Source organism: Paraburkholderia fungorum (assembly GCF_003610895.1).
Classification (GTDB): Bacteria; Pseudomonadota; Gammaproteobacteria; order Burkholderiales; family Burkholderiaceae; genus Paraburkholderia; species Paraburkholderia fungorum_B.
Genome location: NZ_MCAS01000030.1, coordinates 26,423 through 42,266 on the forward strand (window position 1 = coordinate 26,423; position 15,844 = coordinate 42,266).

The window sequence follows — 15,844 nt, forward strand, 5'->3', positions numbered from 1 at the left end:
TCTTCAACATATCGTCCTTTTCCTAATGTTGCGTGGGATTAGGCGGAGATGGTGCGGCGCGTGACCTGACCTGACCTGACCGCTGAGAGAAAGGCTGTAGCAGCGGCAGGGCGCTTGCCGCACTTCGCGCGAGCGCCCATACCTGCTGCCGTCGGTTTTGTCGAGTGTGCTGCGAGTTGCCGCTTACGCGCTGAACAGATTCAACCTGGCGTACTGCAACAACATGATCGTCTTTCCGTCGACAATCTCGCCGCGCCCGATCATCTCCAGCGCTTCGTCCACGGGCAGTTCCAACACCTCGATATCTTCGCCTTCGTCGGCGATTCCGCCGCCCGCGCCGACTTTTGCCGCCGCATCGTATTCGGCCACGAAAAAGTGCAGCTTTTCCGTCACTGAACCCGGGCTCATGAAAGCTTCAAATACCTTGCGCACGTCATGCACGCGGTAGCCGGTTTCCTCTTCGACTTCGGCGCGAATGCGTTCCTCGGGGGAGGCCGCCTCCAGCAGACCCGCGGGCGCCTCGATCAGCATGCCGTGGTGGCCGTTGACGTACGCCGGCAGGCGGAATTGCCGGGTCAGCACGACTGTGCGGCGGCGCGGGTCGACCAGCAGCAGCGTTGCGCCATTGCCGCGATCGTAGGTCTCGCGGCTCTGGCGCTGCCAGTTGCCGTCCGCGCGCTGATAGTCGAAGGTGGTTTTCTTCAGCACGTACCAGTCGTCTGATAGCACTTTTACGTCGACGATCCGCACTCGCCCGGCGATTTCGTTCATGACTCGCATCCTGTCCTCGCATCTGGTTCTGTTGGAAAAGGAAAACGCGGCCTGCACCGCGTGCAATTCATGGTATCGTGCAGTATCGTGCAAAAACAAGAAATTTCGTGCAATGTGTTCAACCAACCGACTCAACCAGCTCAACCAATCGACCCAACCAGCGGGAACACCCACAGGATCGCCGTCATGCTGACATCACAAAGAAAACAGCTGATTCTCGACACGCTCGAGCGTGACGGGCAGGTGATTGCCAAGACCCTGAGCATGGAGTTCGAGGTTTCGGAGGACACCATCCGGCGCGATTTGCGCGAACTTGCCGCGGAAGGGCAGCTCCAGCGTGTGCATGGCGGCGCCTTGCCGGCCTCGCCAGCGGCGGCGGATTTTGCCGGACGCGAACATATCGAATCGGCGTCGAAGGCCGCAATCGGCCGGGCGGCAGCGGGCCTGATCGGGCGCGGGCAGATTGCGTTCGTCGACGGCGGCACGACAGCCGTGCAACTGGCGCGTCATCTTCCGCGCGACTTGCGGGCGACGATCGTCACGCACAGTCCGAGCATCGCCGTCGAACTGGCGCAGCACACGGAGATCGAGGTCATCATGATCGGCGGTCGCCTGTTCCGGCATTCAATGGTCAACGTGGGCGCGGCGGCGATTGAAGCCCTCAGCCACATTCGCGCCGATTTCTATTTCATGGGCGTGACCGGGGTGCATCCGCAAGCGGGCCTGAGTACCGGCGATATGGAGGAGGCCTACGTGAAGCGCGCGCTCGCGGAGCATGCGGCGGAAACGGTGGTGCTGGCGTCGGCGGAAAAACTCAATGCGGCCTCGGCGTACAGGATCGCGGACGTGTCGGCGGCCGGTACGATCGTCGTCGAGAAGAACACGCCCGAGGCGCTCACCGCGCCGTTCGAAGCGTTGGGTATCACGATCTTGCGCGCCTGATAAAGCGTTATGAACTTGCCGTTATAACGAATCGTGACGAGAGTCATGCGCTATCCATACGCGATCCGTTATTTCCGAGATAGAGAACAAAAATTGACGCACCCTATTGCGATTCAGCGCGATAATCCCCGCCTTTGCCCTCTGGAGGGCAGGAAAATAGGCACTCACGGTAGTTCAAGGTAAATCAGATCGACTGCGGCATAGCCGAAGTGATGGCTGCTGCACGTCGCCGGTACGCCCGGGCGGATGTAAGCGCCCGCGGTCCGAACATCTCCCTCGTGGTTTACAGCCGTTTCGCGCAGATCAGCCACGTATAAGCTGGTAGGAGAGGCGCGTCGCGATGGTCTGTGCTCCGCGTTCGTCCTGCCATGGGGTTGCCGCCGTGTTCACTAAAGGAGAAGTCCATGGGGAAACTCGACCTTTCGCGTCGTAGTTTTCTGAAGGCCAGCGTATTGGCGGGTGTGTCGGTGTATATCGCGCCGATGGGCAGCCGCGCATTCGCTGCGTTGTTCGAAGAAAAGATTCTGACGCCGGTTCAGTGGGATGCCGCCAACGGCCAGGCGAAATTCCGTATCGACGGGATTGCCAAAGTGACGGGTTCGAAAGTGTTCGCGCGCGACATTCGCGCCGCCGACATGCCGCACTGGCCGCAGCAGCAATCGCACGCTTTCATTTTGCGCACGACGCAAGCCGATCGTAGCTACGAAGGCTTCGATCTGACGCTGCTTGGCGACGAACTGAAGCCTGACCGCGTGGTCACGGCGGCCGATCTGACGCGCGACGGCCTGATCTTCCCGGCCTTCTACGGCGACGACATGTTGCTGCCGCAGGGCAAGACGCCCGCGTATCTCGGCCAGGCGGTCGCGATCCTGATCTATCACGACTTCGCGCGCTTCCGCTTCGCGAAAGACAAACTGAAGTTTCAGGATCAGATCATCCGGTATGGCGCGCAAACCGGGCCGCTCGAACGCGATCCGTGGGGCACCTTCCGCTTCGTGCGCGTCGGCGGCAAGACGCCGTATGACGACGATCTCTTCTCCAGCCTGAAAGACGCGCCGGTGTTCCCGAGCATGATGCGCAAGCACCAGCCGGTGTGGCCGGACGGCGTCGAACACGGCAAGCTCGACGAGCAGGGCATGTTCCATGCCGGACAGATCCAGCAGGAGCTGGATCATCCGTCGGCGGACTGGCTCGTGCTGGAGCGCGAATACAACACGCAGTCGATCGACACGGCCGCGCTCGAACCCGACAACGCGAACTGCTGGTACGACGCGGCGACCCAATCGCTGCACATGGTCGTGCCGACCCAGGCGCCGTCGGAAGTCGCCGACAGTGCCGCCGGCATGGTCGCGAAGTGCGCGTTCCCGGTGAAGAACCTGTTCATTCACCCGTGCTATACGGTTGGCTACGGTTCGAAGGACCACTTCAACGTGCCGTTCTACGGCCTCGTCTGCGCGATGTATGCGGACGGCCGCCCGGTGCGTCTTGCCAACGATCGCTACGAACAGTTCCAGACTTCCTTGAAACGCCATGCGTTCAAGATGAACTACCGGATCGCGGTCGATAAGAACACCGGTTTGATGCAATCGTTCAAGGCCGAGATGGAAGCGAACGGCGGCGGGCGCTGCAACTTTTCGCCGTCGGTGGCGATGGTTGGCGCGACGGCCGCGCAATCGATCTATTACTTCCCGAAGAACGATCTCGCGTCGGTGGCGATTGCCTCGCGCGCCATCGACGCCGGTTCGGCACGCGGCTACGGCACGCTGCAAAGCATGGCCGCGACCGAGATGATGGTCGACGAAATCGCCGCGCAACTGAATATCGATCCGATCGACTTCCGCCTCAAGAACGCGCTGCGCTCGGGCATGAAGAACACGCAGGGCGCGGTGCCCGCCGGCGCGATTCGCGTCGACGACGTGCTGCAGAAGGCGAAGGTTCATCCGCTGTGGGTGAATCGGGCGAAGCGTAAGGCCGAGTTCGAAGCCGCGCATCCGGGCACGCGTTATGGCGTCGGTTTTGCCTGCGTGCAGAAGGACTTCGGCACGGGCGCGGAAACTTCGTTCGCGAAGGTCGAGTTCAGCGCCGACGGCAAGATCGGCCTGCAACATACTGCCGCCGAAATCGGCACCGGCATGTCGACTTCGCAGGCGATTGCGGTTGCGAAGTGGCTCGGCAAACCGGCCACCGACGTGCATGTCGCGATCACCGACTGGCCGGATCTGCCGGTCGTCACGAGCGGCGATCCGTACATGATGTCGCAGGCGGACCAGGACAAGCTGGCCGCCAATCCGCGCTGGTCGCCGGGTTATGCGTCGCCGTCGAGCGCGACGAATTCGGCGTTCTACTTTACGCACAGCACGCGCGAAGCGGCCCGCGTCGTCTTCGCGCACGGCTTGTGGCCGGCGGCGATGTCGATCTGGAGCCAGGGGCTCGGCGGCGGCCAGGCCGCGCCGCTGGTGGTGCGCATGGAGGACGCGCGTTGGGTCGACGGCAAGCTGTCCGCGGCGGGGCTCGAAGCGCTGCCGTTCGAACAGCTCGCGAAGAAGGCGCACGAGTTGGGTCTCGTCACCGGCGCGACCGTGCACGTGTTCAATCGCTGGCAATGGACCGAGTCGGACTTCGAGATCGACGGCAGCGTCGAGCGTCTGCCGCTCGACGGCCTCGCGCTGCGCTACGGCGATAACGCGTCGGCAGATAAGAAGAAACTGCAAACCACGCCGAACCACTACCGCGTACTCGATCGTCAGCGCGTATTCATTCCGCCGGTTCAGCGCAATAACGCGGCCGTGACCTACTACAGCGCGGTTGGCACGCTGGTCGAACTGTCGGTGCATGAAGCAAGCGGCAAGGTGAATGTGCTCGCGCATCACTCGATCATGGAGTGCGGCAATCAGCTTTCGCCCCAACTCGTATCGGGCCAGTTGCAAGGCGGCCTTGCAATGGGTATCGGCCATGCGCTGCACGAGTATTTGCCGCTCTACGAGGATGGCCCCGGCAACGGCACGTGGAACTTCAATCGCTATCACTTGCCGCGCGCGACGGACGTCGCCGTCTGGACCCAGACCGGCGAAGTGCTGCCGCCGCTGACCGAGACCGACCCGCCGAAGGGTATCGCCGAAGTCGTGATGATTCCGGTGGTCGGCGCCATCGTGAACGGCATCGCGCACGCGATCGGCCATCGCTTTACCGACCTGCCGGTCACCCCGCAACTTATTCAGAAGGTGCTCGCATGACGGCCCCCACTCAAACTTCCGCCAATGCCGCGAGCGGCGCCAGCGCTGCTGTTCCTGCCGTTGCTGCTTCGGGCGCTGCGGCGGCCAACACTGCTTCCGGCGCCTCGGGCGTTGCTGCCGGCGCGCCCGCGGCAACGGTGGTCGAGCGTCCGTTGACGCATTTCCGCACGCTGCCGGTGTCGATCAAGGTGAACGGCGAGATCGTCGGCCCGACCGACGTGCCGGCCGGTCTGATGATGATCGATTTCCTGCACGAGTACCTGCATCTGACCGGCTCGCGCCTCGGTTGCGGCCAGGGCATCTGCCACGCGTGCGTCGTGATCGTCGACAAACCGGACGGCACCAGCGAAGAAGTGCGCACCTGCATCACGGGCGCGAATTTCTTCAACGGCAAAACCATCCGCACGATTGAAGGGCACGCGAAGCGCAACGAAGCAGGCGAGGTCGTGGAGTTGTCGCCGATCCAGCAGAAGTTTCTCGAGCACTTCAGTTTTCAGTGCGGCTACTGTACGCCCGGCTTCGTCAACGCGGCGACCGTGTTGATCGAACGCCTGAAACGCCAGCCGGTTGCGAAGAATCAGGTCGAGCAAACCATCACCGAGGCGTTGAACGACCATATCTGCCGCTGCACGGGCTACGTGCGCTACTACGAGGCCGTGAAGGAGGTCGTGATGACCACGCCCGGCCTCGTAAAGGATGCCGCATGATGAGCGCCTCCATGAATCTGCGCCGCGTGCTGCTGTTGCTCGGCACGGCGGCTTTGCTCAGCGCCTGCGGCAAGCACGACGACTCCGCCGCGGCGATGCAGGCCGCCGCCGCGTTGGGCCCGCAATCCACGGCGGCCGATCCGCTCGCGCGCGGCCGCTACCTCGTCAAAGCCGCCGACTGCGCCGCCTGTCATACCACCTCGGACGGTGCGCCGTTCGCCGGTGGCGTGAAGCTGGCTTCGCCGTTCGGCACCTTCTACGGCACCAACATCACGCCGGACAAGGACCACGGGATCGGCAACTGGACTGCGGACGATCTCTACAAGGCACTGCACGACGGCGTCACGCCGACCAAACAGTTGTATCCGGCCATGCCGTACACGTCGTACCGCCAGCTGTCGCGCGCGGATAGCGACGCGATCTACGCGTATCTGATGGCGCAGAAGCCGGCAGCGGTGGCGAACCACGAACCGGAGTTGTCGTTTCCGTTCAACATGCGTTTTGGCGTGCGCTTCTGGGACTGGATGTTCCTGAAGGACACGTTGCCGGACGCATCGAAGGGAGCGTCGGCGGACTGGAATCGCGGCCGCTATCTCGCGAGCGCGCTTGGCCACTGCGCCGAATGCCATACGCCGCGCGGCACCTTCGGCCAGCTCGACGGGGCGAAGCCGCTCACGGGCGCGGCGCTCGGCCGGATCGCCGCGCCGGACATCACGCCGCATGGTCTGGCGGCGCGTGGCTGGACAGCAGCGGACTTGCAGACGTTCTTCGCCACCGGTATCGCGCCGCAGGGATCGGCCTTCGGCGAGATGTATCCGGTTGTGCATCTGAGCAGCCAGTACATGACGCATGACGATCTGCGCGCAATGTCGACCTATCTGCTCGGCGATCAGGCGCCGGCGCCGCAACCCTTGCAATCGGTCTCGGCCGATGCCGCGCAACTCGAGGCGGGGCGCAATGTGTATCTGGCGGTGTGCGCCGGTTGTCACGGCCTGGGCGGCGAGGGCAAGCCGCACGTCGCGGTGCCGATGCGCGGCAACTCGACCGTGCGTCAAGGCGATGCCCATAACCTGATCGTGGCGATGCTCGACGGCATTGGCGCCCAGGATTTCCCGGGCCTCGAGCGGATGCAGGAGATGCCGGGCTTTGCCACGCAACTCAGCGACGGCGAACTTGCCCAGCTCGCGAACTATCTGCGCGCGACGTATGGCGGCCAGCCCGCCGACGTGACGGCCGATGCGGTGAAAGCGCTGCGATGAAACATGCCATGCGTCAGGGCGCTGCAAGTCTGGCGCAAGGCGTGATGAGGGGAAGGTAGAAGAGCCGGTGCCGTCAAAGGCGCCGGCTTTTTTTATGGAGTTTTACGCGGACGGCAACGCTCGGTATCGCCACGCTGCCGCTTGCATCGAACCTCGCATCGTGCGGATCAATCTCGCGCTTCCAGCAAGGCCTTCAGCGCGTTCAGATCACGCTCGACCCACTGCGCGTCGGCGGCGAATTTCTCGTCTGTCATGCCGGGCAGGCGAAACAGCGTGAACTGGACATCGCTGCCGTTGCCATTGGCGATCACCCGCAGCGGGATGTAAATCTCGTTGCCGTCCGGCAGGAGCACGTAATGATCGAGCACGCCGTAGTCGTTGACGGCGGAGAAGCGCACCTTCACCGGGCCGTCGCTGCTTTCGAAACGCCACTGCGCGCCCTCGTGGCCGAGCGGTTTGCCGAGGCCGGATGCCCACAACGGGAATGCTTGCGGCGGCGAAGTGAAAGCGTAAACATCGCGCCAGTCGCGCGCGATATGGACGCTGATGATATGTGCCCGCGACGAACCGGTCATTGTGTCTCTGCTCTCCTGTGAACGGCGCGCAATGAACTCGCGCGCGATGGTCGGCTCAAATGGTATCGCGCCGTCGCCCCCCGGCGGCGCGCGCTACGTTTCGCCGTAGACCAATCTGATTCCCTTTCCGGAGACTTCATGAGTAATCGCGCGACGCAAACCGCTCCCCAGCCGTCTTCCGCCCAATCGCAGAGTGCGCCGCTGGCTTGCGTGCAGGGCACGATCAGCAAGGTGTTCCTCGCCCCCGAGTTTCACAACAACGCCGATCACCAGCACTTTGTCATCAGGATCGACAAGGTGCTGAAATTCGCTGGCGGGACGCAGGATCTGACCGGTACCGAGGTATTCGTCGCCGTGCGCTTTGGCGACAGCGAGGGGTTGGCGCATGAAATCCCCGGCTTGCAAGCGGGCCAGCCAATCGAGGCTCAAGGTGAATATATCTCCGACGCCAGCGCTTATCCGACCCAGGACAACTCCAACCCCGTTTTGCCGGTACTGCACTTCACGCACCATCCGGTCGGTTACGTGAAGTATCAAGGCCAGACTTACAGCTAGCCGTCCGTCGATCCTGGCAAGCGGATGGGCGTGATGTCCGTCCGCTTGCCTATGCTGTTCCCCTCTGCGCTCGCCATCGCGGCGGGCGGTCATTCAAGTTTTAACTACACTTTGCCGTTAAAGAAAACGTTACCAGTCGATCATCCTGTGGCGTAGCTGCTGACGGATCGTCGCGACCATGCGCGTAGAAGCCTTTGGCCAATACCACGCATGAGGCGCGGATCGACCGTGTGGGCCGGATCAGGCCGCCTGGGCGGCGACCGGCCTGTGCGAAGGCTTGCGACGCGAAGATGGTTGCACACGCAACCGAGTCTGCATCACCGTGCGTAAGGTTTGTATCAGAGTGTGTGAGGCGGGGCGTTTTTTGCAAAACGCACTTTACAATTCCGCGTGAATTTTAATCGGCAATCTGGCCCTTTTCGCGGAAGATCGCCTGTTTATCGGGCATTCGGCATTCGGCATTCGGCAGTCTGTCAGGCGAAAGGGATTGGGTTGCACGGCATGGCATGAGTGAGCGCCGCACGAGGCGGCCTCGCTGTGTCGCGAGAGAAAGCAGCGCTTCACCAGAATGCGCGCATCTCACGCGACAGGGCGGCACTCGGCCTGCCCATAGAAAAGCAGGAGTCGAACATGTTGGGAAAGCGTTTCGACAGAACAATGATGGCCAGTCTGGCGGGCGTGTCGTTTGCGCTGGCGTTCAGCGGTTGTGCGAATGTGGGGCAGCAAGGCGCGCAAACGGGCGCGGCATCGGCCGCGCCGGTTGCTTCGGCTGCGTCCGGTGTGCCGGCCGCGGCTGCGGCGCCGGCTTCCGACGCGCTCGCGGGCTCGTCGGTCAAGCTGGCCGCCGGCGACGGCACGCCGCTTAAGAAGACCCCGCCGCTGGTTTATCGTGTCAAGCGTGGCGATACGCTGGCGCGCGTCGCCCAGCACCATCATTGCAGCGTCAGGCAGTTGCTGGCGTGGAACGGTCTGAAGTCTTCCTCGCGGTTGAAGCCGGGGCAGGTGCTGCACGTCGCTTCGCCGGAAACGGTGCGGGCGGTCAATCTGGCCAATGCGGCGGCCGCCGCTGCGAAGGCGGCGGCTGCGTCCGCGCCGGCTGTTCCGCTCACAGCGCAGGCGCCGGGGACGGCCAATGCGCAGGCAAGTGCGCAATCACCGGCGCAATCACCCGCGCCCAGCGCGGCCGAGGTGCGCGAAGTCGCCCAGGAGACTTCGCGGCATGCGAACGGTGTGTCGCTCGCGTGGCCTGCGGGTGGCCGCGTGGTCGAGACTTTCCAGCCAGGCGAAACGCGCGGCATCGAAATTGGCGGCAAACCCGGCGATCCGGTGCGGGCCGCGGCCGACGGCAAGGTGATGTACGCCGGCACGGGCCTGAACAGCTACGGCAGTCTCATCATCGTTCAGCACAACAAGGACTTTCTGACTGCTTACTCGCATAACCGCAAGCTGCTGGTGAAAATCGGCGACATCGTGCGGCAGGGGCAGCAGATTGCCGAGATGGGCGACGAAAATAACTCGCGCGTCTCCGTGGGCTTCGAGTTGCGCCGCGACGGCAAGCCGGTCGATCCGATGCCGTATCTGCCGCAAGGCCGCGGCTAGGCGGCGAGCCAGCGCAACGCCGCTGCGACGATCGCTTCGGGTGCATCTTCCTGCATGAGATGACCGGCCTTAGGCACGGGCTGAAAACTCGCGCCGGGGATGACCGCCGCCAGTTGCCGGCCGCGTTCGAGCGGAATCCACTGGTCGTCTTCACCCCACAGGACTTGCGTTGGACAGCGCATCTGCGAATAGCGGGCTTCGACCTCGTCGGTGTAGCGCTGGTCCATTTGGGCGATCTGGCGATAGAACGCGGATTGTCCCGTTGCGCCGAGCCAAGGTGTCACATAAGGCGCAAGTTCCTCGTCCGGAATATCACGGGCGATGGCGCCACGCACGTAGGCCTTCACCACCGCTTCGTGAATATACGGCGGCAGTCCGGCGAAGGCCGCGCCGTGTTCGCGCACGTGCCGCACGAACGGCGACCCCCATGGCGCGACGGCGACCGGATCGATCAGCATGAGACTGCGATAGTCGCACCCGTCGATCAGATGCGCGCGCAAAGAAGTCGCGCCGCCGAAATCGTGCGCGATGACGTCCGGATTCTTCAATTTCCAATGCGTGAGCAATTCCGCCAGGAGCACGTTCTGCACGCCGAGTGAGACGTCCTGAGCGTCACGTTGCTCGGATTGGCCGTAGCCAAGCAGATCGTAGTAATAGACAGTGCGAACTTGCGCGAGATGGGGCGCGATGCGATGCCACACATACGAAGAAAACGGTGTGCCGTGCACCAGCACCAGCGGCGGACCGTTGCCGGTCACGCGAAAGCGCACGGTTTGATCGCGGAACGTATAGCTGTCGGGCAGTGGCCAGATTTGCATGACGGTGAGCATCGGGAGAAAGTCTGCTTACCTTAGCAGGGCGCACTCAAGTGTGCAGACCGGCCTGTCGCCGTATCTTCCAATGCGCTTCCCGCAAAAGCTCACCTTTGTTTTATTCAGCAAAGCCAGGCAAATTCAATGGATGGCGATTCACGGCGTCGCCGGATTGAGTGGCGAGCGATGCACTGTTACGAAGCGCGCACGAATCGCCTTGAAATAGGGGATTTTTGTATGGGCTCGGTTCGGAAAGCCTGGTAATCGCCGCGGGTACGTCGATTCGGTATTTCATGAGACAACGCGTGATCGACCGGAATACACGCGTGGCAATGGTGAGGTAATTCGGGAGCCGAAGGCGCAATGATCACCGGACGTCGTGCTGCCGCGCTCAAGCGCGGCGGCGACGTCCAATCAATACCGACAAAACCCGGCCACACTCAGCGAAACTCAGCGAAGAAACGCGCCGCCGGCTACTTCGATTCAATACCGCGCAGCAGTTGCGACACCTGGCCGTGGTGATGCAGGATCGCCGGGTCCGCTTGCAGGAGCGGCAAGTAGCGCGGCAGGAACGCGTTGTTGGGTTGGTCGGAGGAAAAGAGGCCAGAGACGGCTTCGGCGGCGGCGAGCCGGTCGGCGGCGTCCGCTTCCTTGTCGTCGAGAATCTCGTCGACGTTCGCGATCACTGTGGAAAGCGGCGTGAGCCAGCGGAACCCCGAGCCGTTGATGAGCACTTGCAGGAAGGCCGCGGGCGTCACCGGGCCGAATTCCTTTTCGTACACTGCGCGTTCGTGATCGAGAATCGACTTATGCAACGCCAATAGCGGTTTGCGAATGTCCGAAAGGAATTGAATGCATTGCTGGTCGTTCATCTTGCCGCTCCTTCGGGTAGTCATGCCGGATCAAGCCGGGCGATCGTGTCAAACCAGATCCATGCTAACAAAATCGCTAGAGGATGCGCCAATAAGCGTGATGCGTGTACGCGAAGCGTTTCAGATCAAACCCATGCGGCAATCGTAGTGCATCGATCCGAATCCCGTTTCATATCCAGCCGGGGCGCGGCCGGAGCGTTTTCGCCGCGCGGACACGCAGTCGGCCTGCACGCCTTGTCTGCGAACTTCTTTATACAAGACTACAATTTCCACGCCCCTCCCAGCGCACTCGCGCTTCGCATCATCTGCTGCATCCTTTGAACGATAACCGCATTGCGGATTAGCACGGCTTATCGAATAAACACAGCAAGTCTTTGCGTTTTGGTTCGACACCGCCGTCTAAAAAGACTGAATAAGCAGTCTGAACAAGCAGCCTGGCAAACAATAAACCCCACTCGGAGCCGCCCATGACAACGTTCAATATCAACGGCCAGACTCATACTGTCGACGCACCGCCTGACATGCCTCTGCTATGGGTTCTGCGCGATCTAGTCGGCTTGACCGGCACCAAGTTCGGCTGCGGCATCGCTCAATGCGGCGCGTGCACCGTGCATCTGGATGGCGTCGCGGTGCGCTCGTGCGTGCTGCCGGCGGCGGCCGTCGGCGACCGGCAAATCACCACCATCGAAGCGGTCGGCGGCACGCCGGCCGGGCAAAAGGTGCAGCAGGCCTGGCGTCAACTGGACGTTGTGCAGTGCGGCTACTGCCAGTCGGGGCAGGTGATGTCGGCGGCTTCGCTGATCGCGAGCAATCCTGATCCGAGCGATGCGGATATCGACGCCGCCATGGCGGGCAATATCTGCCGCTGTGGGACGTACAACCGCATCCGCGCGGCGATCAAGCAAGCCGCGAAGGGGGCCTGACATGTCCCAGGGACTGCTCGATGCACAAAACGGCGCGCCGCCTCCGAAGGGCGACAAGGGCGGCAAGGGCGGTATCACCCGCCGTACGTTCCTGAAATTCAGCGTCACGGTAGGCGCGGCAACCGGCGGGGGCTTGCTGCTTGGCTTCAGCATGCCGGCCGTCAGTCAGGACCAGAAGGCCGGCAAATCGGTGATCGGCGGCGATGCCGATGAAGCGCCACAAACCGGCGTGTTCGCGCCGAACGCCTTTATCCAGATCGACACGGCGGGCAAGGTCACGCTGGTGATTCCGAAAGTCGAAATGGGACAAGGCGTCTACACGTCAATCCCGATGCTGATCGCCGAAGAGCTCGAGGTGCCGCTCGATTCGGTCACGCTCGACCACGCGCCGCCAAACGAAAAACTTTTCATGGACCCGCTGCTCGGCGGCCAGCTGACCGGCGGTTCGACGTCGATTCGCTATGCGTGGGAGCCGATGCGCCGTGCCGGCGCGACCGCGCGCGCGGTCCTGATCAACGCCGCCGCCCAGCAATGGCAGGTCGATCCCGCAAGCTGTCATGCGCAGGCTGGCCAGGTGATTCATCCGGCGAGCAACCGCAGCATCGGGTACGGACAGTTAGTGAATGCCGCGGCGAAGCTGCCCGCGCCGCAGAACGTGCAGTTGAAAGATCCGAAAGATTTCAAGGTGATCGGCACGCCGGTGAAACGGCTCGATTCGCCAGAAAAGGTCGACGGCACCGCCATGTTCGGACTGGACGTGCGTCTGCCCGACATGGTCTACGCGGCCATTGCGAATTGCCCGGTGTTCGGCGGCACGCTTGCCAGCGTCGACGATACCAACGCGAAGAAGATTCCCGGCGTGCGCCAGGTCGTCAAGCTGGATAACGCGGTCGCCGTGATCGGCGATCATACGTGGGCCGCCAAACGCGGTTTGCAGGCGCTGGATATCAAATGGAACGAAGGCGCGGGCGCGCAGATCGGCATGAAGCAGATCGTCGACGATCTCGCCAATGCCGCGCAGCGCAACGGCGCGGTGGCGCGTAAAGAGGGCGACGTCAGCAACGCGTTTTCAAACGCCAAGACGCGCGTCGACGCGGTGTATCAACAGCCGTTCCTCGCGCACGCCACGATGGAACCGATCAACTGCACAGTGCACGTGCGGCCCGACGGCTGCGACATCTGGCTCGGCTCGCAAGTGCCGACGCGGGTGGTGGACGCGGCGGTTGCCGTCACCGGCTTGCCCGCGGACAAGATCGTCGTGCACAACCATCTGATCGGCGGCGGCTTTGGGCGGCGGCTCGAATTCGACATGGTCACGCAGTCGGTCAAGATCGGCAAGCAGGTGTCGACGCCGGTAAAGGTGCTGTGGACGCGCGAAGAAGACATCCAGCACGACATGTACCGGCCGTACTACTACGACAGGATCTCCGCCGGGCTCGACGCGAACGGCAAACCGATCGCGTGGCAGCACCGGATTGTCGGCTCGTCGATCATGGCGCGTTTCGCGCCGCCCGCATTCCAGCATGGGCTCGATCCTGATGCCGTGGAAGTCGCGGCCGACCTGCCGTACGACCTGCCGAATCAACTGGTCGACTATGTGCGCCAGGAACCGCATGCGGTTCCCACTGCATTCTGGCGCGGCGTGGGGCCAACGCGCGGCACCTTCGTGGTCGAGAGTTTTATCGACGAACTCGCCGCGCAGGCAAAAGTCGATCCGGTCAAGTACCGCCAGGATCTGCTGGGCAAAACGCCGCGCGCGCTGAACGTGCTCAATACCGCCACGCAGGCGGCGAACTGGGGCAGTGCGGTGCCGAAGGGGCAAGGGCGTGGCGTGTCGGTGATGCATGCATTCGGCAGCTTCTTCTCGATCGTCGTCGACGTGGCCGTCGATCAGGGCGAGGTGGCCGTCAAGCACGTCGTGTGCGCGGTCGATTGCGGGATGGTGGTGAATCCGAACACGATTGAGGCACAGGTGCAAGGCGGCATCATCTTCGGCATCACGGCCGCGCTCTATAGCGAGATCACGATCAAGGACGGCCGTGTGGAGCAGAACAACTTCACCGACTACCGGATGCTGCGGATCGATCAGGCGCCGCCCATCGAGGTCCATATCGTGAAGAGCAGCGAGGCGCCCGGCGGCATCGGCGAGCCGGGCACGGCGGCGCTCGCGCCCGCGCTGACGAACGCGATTTATGCGGCCACCGGCAAGCGGCTGCGGCAATTGCCGGTCGGCAGCCAACTGCAAACCGCCTGAGCCTGACTGGAGCCCAACATGAACAACACACTCAAGGGTTTCGGCGCGGTGCTGTGCGCGACGTTGCCGTTCCTGACGCAAGCCCCGGCACAAGCGGCGGATCAGGCGCTGGTGCAGCGCGGCGCGTATCTGGCGAAGGTCGGCGATTGCGTCGCCTGTCATACGGCGCCGAAGGGCAAACCGTTCGCGGGTGGCCTCGCGATGACCACGCCGATGGGCCAGATCTACACCACCAACATCACGCCGGATCAGCAAACCGGCATCGGCAACTACACGGAGGCGGACTTTGCGAGCGCGATGCGCGAGGGCGTCGCGAAAGACGGTCACAACCTGTATCCGGCCATGCCGTATCCGTCCTATGCCAAGGTCAACGACGACGACATGAAAGCGCTGTACGCGTACTTCATGAACGGGGTCGCGCCGGTGCAGCAGGCGAACCGCGAGCCGGACATCAAATGGCCGTTGAACATGCGCTGGCCGTTGAAGTTCTGGAACATGGTGTTCCTGGAGAAGGGCGCCTATCAGGACAAGCCAGGCAAGGACGTGGCGTGGAATCGTGGCGCGTATCTGATTCAAGGTCTCGGGCACTGCGGCTCGTGCCATACGCCGCGCGGCATCGCGTTCCAGGAGAAAGCGCTGGATGAAAGCGGCAGCGCGTTCCTGACCGGCGGTTTGCTGGACGGCTGGTTCGCGGCGAATCTAACCGGCGAGCACAACGTCGGCCTCGGCCGCTGGAACGATCAGGATCTCCAGGCGTTCCTGAAGACCGGCGCGAATCGCCATGCCTCGGCGTTCGGTTCGATGACCAGCGTGATCAACAACAGCACGCAGGGCATGAACGACACCGACATCGCGGCGATGTCCGCGTACCTGAAATCACTGCCGCCGGCGGGTGGCAGTGGCGCGCCGCCTTACTCGTACGATCCACAGGCGACGAAGGTGTCGCTCAACCGTCCCGCGAACGATGCCGGCGCCCGCGTCTATACGGCTTACTGTATGCATTGCCATGGTGTCGATGGGCGCGGCTTCGCACCGATGCTGGCGCCGTTGGCGGGGAATCCGAACGTGCTGGAGAAGGATCCGTCCTCGCTGATCAACGTGACGTTGAACGGCACGGAGGATCTGGTGATCGGCGGCATTCCCGCGCCGTATCCGATGCCGAAGTACGCGCCGGTGCTCAACGATCAGCAGATCGCCGACGTGCTGAGCTTCGTGCGCGCCGGGTGGAATAACGGTGGGCCGGCAGTCACGGCGGCCGACGTGGCGAAGCTGCGCAAGTCGACCCAGGCGGCTCGCTAGAAAGCACTGCGTTCAGGGCTCGCAACAAAAAAAGCGGCAACCG

The 15,844-nt window shown here is 63.0% G+C and carries 13 protein-coding genes; 9 read left to right on the plus strand and 4 right to left on the minus strand.

Annotated features, from left to right (window positions below; translation table 11 throughout):
* Positions 1–183: 183 nt before the first annotated feature.
* A complete protein-coding gene (locus BCY88_RS25230) occupies positions 184–771 on the minus strand; it encodes an NUDIX domain-containing protein (RefSeq protein ID WP_120346893.1) in 588 nt (195 codons plus the stop codon).
* 186 nt (positions 772–957) lie between these two features.
* Here BCY88_RS25230 and BCY88_RS25235 point away from each other — a divergent pair, with 186 nt between their 5' ends.
* The 4 genes from BCY88_RS25235 (at position 958) to BCY88_RS25250 (ending at position 6,912) form a co-directional block, all read left to right on the plus strand.
* Positions 958–1,713: a DeoR/GlpR family DNA-binding transcription regulator gene (locus tag BCY88_RS25235; RefSeq protein WP_183081444.1), complete on the plus strand. Its 756-nt coding sequence runs from the start codon at positions 958–960 to the stop codon at positions 1,711–1,713.
* A 404-nt stretch (positions 1,714–2,117) separates the two neighbouring features.
* Positions 2,118–4,946: a xanthine dehydrogenase family protein molybdopterin-binding subunit gene (locus BCY88_RS25240; protein ID WP_120346895.1), complete on the plus strand. Its 2,829-nt coding sequence runs from the start codon at positions 2,118–2,120 to the stop codon at positions 4,944–4,946.
* Positions 4,943–5,653, plus strand: coding sequence for a (2Fe-2S)-binding protein (locus BCY88_RS25245; protein WP_120346896.1), 711 nt, complete (start codon positions 4,943–4,945; stop codon positions 5,651–5,653). Before BCY88_RS25240 ends, BCY88_RS25245 begins: the two co-directional genes overlap by 4 nt.
* The gene (locus tag BCY88_RS25250; protein WP_120346897.1) at positions 5,650–6,912 is read left to right on the plus strand and encodes a cytochrome c; all 1,263 of its coding nucleotides are present in this window, start codon (positions 5,650–5,652) and stop codon (positions 6,910–6,912) included. The genes BCY88_RS25245 and BCY88_RS25250 overlap by 4 nt, the downstream gene beginning before the upstream one ends.
* Positions 6,913–7,079: 167 nt before the next feature.
* Here BCY88_RS25250 and BCY88_RS25255 read toward each other — a convergent pair whose 3' ends face one another.
* Positions 7,080–7,487 carry an SRPBCC family protein gene (locus BCY88_RS25255; protein WP_120346898.1) on the minus strand — a complete coding sequence of 136 codons (408 nt, stop codon included), beginning with the start codon at positions 7,485–7,487 and terminating at the stop codon, positions 7,080–7,082.
* A gap of 138 nt (positions 7,488–7,625) precedes the next feature.
* Here BCY88_RS25255 and BCY88_RS25260 point away from each other — a divergent pair, with 138 nt between their 5' ends.
* Both BCY88_RS25260 and BCY88_RS25265 read left to right on the plus strand, forming a co-directional pair.
* A complete protein-coding gene (locus tag BCY88_RS25260; RefSeq protein ID WP_120346899.1) occupies positions 7,626–8,042 on the plus strand; it encodes a hypothetical protein in 417 nt (138 codons plus the stop codon).
* Positions 8,043–8,672: 630 nt separating this feature from the next.
* The gene (locus tag BCY88_RS25265) at positions 8,673–9,641 is read left to right on the plus strand and encodes a peptidoglycan DD-metalloendopeptidase family protein (RefSeq protein WP_183081445.1); all 969 of its coding nucleotides are present in this window, start codon (positions 8,673–8,675) and stop codon (positions 9,639–9,641) included.
* Here the strand turns inward: BCY88_RS25265 and BCY88_RS25270 are convergent.
* The gene (locus tag BCY88_RS25270) at positions 9,638–10,459 is read right to left on the minus strand and encodes an alpha/beta fold hydrolase (RefSeq protein WP_120346945.1); all 822 of its coding nucleotides are present in this window, start codon (positions 10,457–10,459) and stop codon (positions 9,638–9,640) included. The genes BCY88_RS25265 and BCY88_RS25270 overlap by 4 nt on opposite strands.
* 467 nt (positions 10,460–10,926) lie before the next feature.
* Positions 10,927–11,325, minus strand: a complete 399-nt coding sequence (locus tag BCY88_RS25275; RefSeq protein WP_120346900.1) for a hypothetical protein — start codon at positions 11,323–11,325, stop codon at positions 10,927–10,929.
* Between the two features lie 467 nt (positions 11,326–11,792).
* Between BCY88_RS25275 and BCY88_RS25280 the strand changes: the two genes are divergently transcribed.
* From BCY88_RS25280 to BCY88_RS25290, 3 genes are read left to right on the plus strand one after another with little or no spacing between them, the layout of a single operon-like run.
* The gene (locus BCY88_RS25280; protein ID WP_120346901.1) at positions 11,793–12,248 is read left to right on the plus strand and encodes a (2Fe-2S)-binding protein; all 456 of its coding nucleotides are present in this window, start codon (positions 11,793–11,795) and stop codon (positions 12,246–12,248) included.
* Between the two features lies 1 nt (position 12,249).
* A complete protein-coding gene (locus tag BCY88_RS25285) occupies positions 12,250–14,502 on the plus strand; it encodes a xanthine dehydrogenase family protein molybdopterin-binding subunit (protein WP_120346902.1) in 2,253 nt (750 codons plus the stop codon).
* Between the two features lie 18 nt (positions 14,503–14,520).
* The gene (locus BCY88_RS25290; protein ID WP_120346903.1) at positions 14,521–15,801 is read left to right on the plus strand and encodes a c-type cytochrome; all 1,281 of its coding nucleotides are present in this window, start codon (positions 14,521–14,523) and stop codon (positions 15,799–15,801) included.
* Positions 15,802–15,844 lie beyond the last annotated feature (43 nt).

Bases quoted from the DNA above. Each gene is read 5' to 3' on its own strand.
- BCY88_RS25245 (WP_120346896.1), top strand. From the start codon at position 4,943: ATGACGGCCCCCACTCAAACTTCCGCCAATGCCGCGAGCGGCGCCAGC.
- BCY88_RS25260 (WP_120346899.1), top strand. From the start codon at position 7,626: ATGAGTAATCGCGCGACGCAAACCGCTCCCCAGCCGTCTTCCGCCCAA.
- BCY88_RS25290 (WP_120346903.1), top strand. From the start codon at position 14,521: ATGAACAACACACTCAAGGGTTTCGGCGCGGTGCTGTGCGCGACGTTG.
- BCY88_RS25270 (WP_120346945.1), bottom strand. From the start codon at position 10,459: ATGCAAATCTGGCCACTGCCCGACAGCTATACGTTCCGCGATCAAACC.
- BCY88_RS25230 (WP_120346893.1), bottom strand. From the start codon at position 771: ATGAACGAAATCGCCGGGCGAGTGCGGATCGTCGACGTAAAAGTGCTA.
- BCY88_RS25280 (WP_120346901.1), top strand. From the start codon at position 11,793: ATGACAACGTTCAATATCAACGGCCAGACTCATACTGTCGACGCACCG.
- BCY88_RS25285 (WP_120346902.1), top strand. From the start codon at position 12,250: ATGTCCCAGGGACTGCTCGATGCACAAAACGGCGCGCCGCCTCCGAAG.
- BCY88_RS25235 (WP_183081444.1), top strand. From the start codon at position 958: ATGCTGACATCACAAAGAAAACAGCTGATTCTCGACACGCTCGAGCGT.
- BCY88_RS25275 (WP_120346900.1), bottom strand. From the start codon at position 11,325: ATGAACGACCAGCAATGCATTCAATTCCTTTCGGACATTCGCAAACCG.
- BCY88_RS25250 (WP_120346897.1), top strand. From the start codon at position 5,650: ATGATGAGCGCCTCCATGAATCTGCGCCGCGTGCTGCTGTTGCTCGGC.
- BCY88_RS25240 (WP_120346895.1), top strand. From the start codon at position 2,118: ATGGGGAAACTCGACCTTTCGCGTCGTAGTTTTCTGAAGGCCAGCGTA.
- BCY88_RS25265 (WP_183081445.1), top strand. From the start codon at position 8,673: ATGTTGGGAAAGCGTTTCGACAGAACAATGATGGCCAGTCTGGCGGGC.
- BCY88_RS25255 (WP_120346898.1), bottom strand. From the start codon at position 7,487: ATGACCGGTTCGTCGCGGGCACATATCATCAGCGTCCATATCGCGCGC.